Annotated in this window: 2 protein-coding genes and 3 pseudogenes; 1 reads left to right on the top strand and 4 read right to left on the bottom strand. The window is 67.7% G+C overall.

Going from position 1 to position 3,213, the window contains the following annotated elements:
* Positions 1-454, top strand: a pseudogene (locus NBV68_RS18765) (NADH oxidase); the annotation flags it as partial.
* A gap of 19 nt (positions 455-473) precedes the next feature.
* Here the strand turns inward: NBV68_RS18765 and NBV68_RS18760 are convergent.
* The 4 genes and pseudogenes from NBV68_RS18760 to NBV68_RS18745 form a co-directional block, all read right to left on the bottom strand.
* Positions 474-2,012: a serine hydrolase gene (locus tag NBV68_RS18760; protein ID WP_296312953.1), complete on the bottom strand. Its 1,539-nt coding sequence runs from the start codon at positions 2,010-2,012 to the stop codon at positions 474-476.
* Between the two features lie 216 nt (positions 2,013-2,228).
* Positions 2,229-2,477, bottom strand: a complete 249-nt coding sequence (locus NBV68_RS18755; RefSeq protein ID WP_296312950.1) for a hypothetical protein — start codon at positions 2,475-2,477, stop codon at positions 2,229-2,231.
* 103 nt (positions 2,478-2,580) lie between these two features.
* Positions 2,581-2,649: pseudogene (locus NBV68_RS19080) on the bottom strand (hypothetical protein); the annotation flags it as partial.
* Positions 2,650-2,817: 168 nt separating this feature from the next.
* Positions 2,818-3,213, bottom strand: a pseudogene (locus tag NBV68_RS18745) (asparaginase); the annotation flags it as partial.

Genomic DNA, 3,213 nt, shown 5'->3' with positions numbered 1-3,213 from the left:
CCCCACCTACATGGCCGACCTGCGCGCCGCGATTGCCGAGACCGGCGCCTTCCTCGGCTTCGACCCGATCGGCGGCGGACAGGCCTCGGACGGCGTCTTGAAGGCGATGGAGCAGGTCGCGGTTACCCAAATGAGCGAGTTCTCGCGCTACGGTTCGAACCAGCAGAAGAAGATGTACATCTACGGCCGCCTCGACCTTGCGCCGACGATCCTGACGCCCTCCTACGGCCTGCAGTGGAGCATTGCCGGCTGGTTGCTGACGCCGTTCCTCGCCCGCGCCGGGATGGAGACCGTGGTGCGGATGCGCGGGCGGGTGCAGGCCAACCTCACCACCACCTTCGCCTCGCACTACAAGGCCAAGGTGACGCTGGAAGGGATGCTCGAGAAGCCCGCGATCACCGACTACCGCCAGATGAAGACCGGCGAGAAGTATCTGGTCACGCCCTGGGGGTGAGTCCCGCGCGCGGGGGCGATCAGTCCCCGACGCGCTTTGGCGCGAGATGGTGGTAGTCGTAGGAGAAATCGGTCCGTTCCGAGGCCGCGACCAGCTTCATCCCGCTGATCTTTCCGGCCTCGTCGGTGGTGAAGGTCACCAGCGCGTCGGCATCGAGACTGCGGTCGGGCCAGCGGGCGAGGAAGGTCTCCCCGTTCCATGGCAACAGCGGCCCCTTGAGCAGCTTGGAGCGGGTGAGGTGGAGCGTCAGCCCCTCCTTGCCCGCGCTCACCACGATGTCGCCATACCACGGATCGCGATAGGTCCCGGCATAGTCGGCGAGGCGATGCGCAGGCGGCGCGGCGCCCGCCGGGGGCTGGCTTTGCTCCGTCGCTTCCTGCTGCGCACGGGCGGCCCGGCGCTTATCGCCTTCGACGACAAAGTCGATCCAGTCCGACGCCTTGTCGCCGCGCACGATCAGGTCGGCGAGCTGGTGCGAGAGGAATTGCGCGGGCGCAAGGTCGTTGACCAGCACCACCACCGCTGCATCCTGTTCCGGCAGCAGGATCATGTTGGTGATCCCGCCCGCGCCAAGCCCGCCGTGCTCGACCGCGAGCGAGCCGGCAAAGTCCGTCACGAACCAGCCGAGCGCGACATCGTTGAAATGCGCGCCCGCCAGCCGGCGCATGAAATTGGGCGGGCCGAGCGCCACCACCGGCCTGTGCAACTCGCGCAGCCGCTCCGGCGCCATCAGCACCGACCCGTCGGCAAGCTTGCCCTCGCCGAGGTGGAACTGCGTCCACTTCGCCACGTCCGTCACAGAGCATGAGATGCTGCCCGCGGGGTCTTCCTGCAGCACGATGTCGTCGCGCCGCGTCGGTGCGCCGCCGGGCACGCGCGAATGCTGCGTGACAGCCGGAACGGCGCGCGCTCGCGCCGATGATGTCGAGCAGCTCGTCATCTCCAGCGGCGCGAACAGGCGGGTCTCGACGAACTCGGCCCATGATGTGCCCGAGACGCGTTCGACCACCTCGCCGGCGACGGTGTAGAGGATGTTGTCATAGGCGAACCCCTCGCGGAACCCCTTCTCCAGCGGCAGGTGGCGCAGCGCGGCGATGAATTCGTCGGCGGTGGCGACCTGATCGGGCCAGTGCAGCAGGTCCCCCGCCCCCAGCGCGAGGCCCGAATTGTGAACCAGCAGATCGCGCACCGTCAGATGCTCGGTGACATAGGGATCGCTCATCGCGAATTTTGGGATGTGCTTGCGGACAGGGTCGGTCCAGGCGACCTTGCCCTCGTCGACCAGCAGGGCGAGCGCGGTCGCCGTGAAGCTCTTGGTCATCGAATGGATCGGGAAGACCGTATCCCCGCTCACCGCCTCCGAGCCGCCTGCCACAAGCGCGCCGTATCCCCGCACCCAGACCGGCTGACCGGGCCGGACCACCGCGACCGCCATGCCGACCGGGGCGAGCCGTTCGAAAGCCTCATCGGCCTTCTGCTGCAACTGTGCGTCGGTGGTTTCGGCCAGCACGGGCTGGCCCATCGTGGCAGCAAGGAGGACGGGCAAGAGGCGTTTCATGGAGCAAGTCTTTCGGGGGAGCGAAGGGAGTGACCTGCGCTTGCCGCAGCCCTTTGCCCCGCGGGCTGCGCCCTCGACAAATCGCCGAGGCCCGCCGATGAATCGCAAGGCCCATGCCGAGATCCTGCGACGAACGACCAAGCGGCGGAGACTCCCCTTACGGCTACTGCCCCGGTGCAGTCTCGCGCTGCGGCCAGCTATCGGCAATTGCCCCTGTCAGTGCCGACCGACGTCAGACAGCGACCCTGATGCAAGGTGCCCGAGAATGCGTTGCAGAGCTGCGATATTGCTCTGGTCCTCGGCCGTCTCGAGGGCGTCTTCCAGCACTTCACGGATGTCGCCCGCTTCGACCTGCTCCATCTCCCAATGCGGATAGAGGCGCTCGCGCAATTCCACGCTCCGATCGAGTGTGACGATGTCGTGATGGCGGCTGTCGGCATGCAGGTTGGCGATCAGGGTGCGCACTTCGGCGGGCGGGCCTTCGATCCACTGGAAGAACACCCCCGCTGCCGAACACCAGCACGCCGGTGATCTGGCGCGCGACATTGCGGGCTTGCGAAAACTCGACGAGGCGGGTGACCTCGGCGGCGTCCACACCTTCGGCAGCCCGGCTGCAATAGACGAAGGTCTCGAGCATGATCGCATCGGGTTCCAGATCATGGCGGCCTGCAAAGCCCGGTTCGTCGAACATGGGTAAACTCACTTTTTCTGTGTTGGGCAGGCTCTGCGGCCCGGTCGCGGGGGGCAGGACTAGCGCATCTGACTGGAATTTGTAAGGAACCCGCGCTTCCCATGCGGGCGCAGGTCACCCGGCGTCGAACGCAGCCTGCACCGCTGCCGCATCGGTGACCCCGCTGGCCACCAGCACCATCAGCAACACCCGCGCCTTGGCAGGGCCGAGCGCGCGCGCCGCGACCAGGCCTGCCGCGTCGTCATCGACCTCGACATTGCGGTCCACCAGTCCTTCGTCGACGCGGGCAGCGCGCACCACCGGCACGCCGCTCGCCGCTGCGCGGGCGAGGGCTTCCAGCACCACCTTGGGCGCATTGCCCTGTCCCATGCCCGCGAGCACGATCCCCCTCGCGCCGATGCCGAGCAACGCCTCGACGGGTTTTGCATCCATCCCCGCGCCCGCAGTGAGGATCGCGACGCGGGGCAGCGCGGCCGGGAAGGGATAGCGCGCGGCCTCTCCCAGCCGGTG

Source organism: Erythrobacter sp., assembly GCF_023653175.1.
Lineage (GTDB): Bacteria > Pseudomonadota > Alphaproteobacteria > Sphingomonadales > Sphingomonadaceae > Erythrobacter.
The sequence above is the reverse complement of the archived record's forward strand: the minus strand, read 5'-3'. Positions and strand labels throughout refer to the sequence as shown.

What these genes read in the sequence shown, in the direction of transcription:
- NBV68_RS18760 (WP_296312953.1), bottom strand. Translation starts at nt 2,012, where the DNA reads ATGAAACGCCTCTTGCCCGTCCTCCTTGCTGCCACGATGGGCCAGCCC.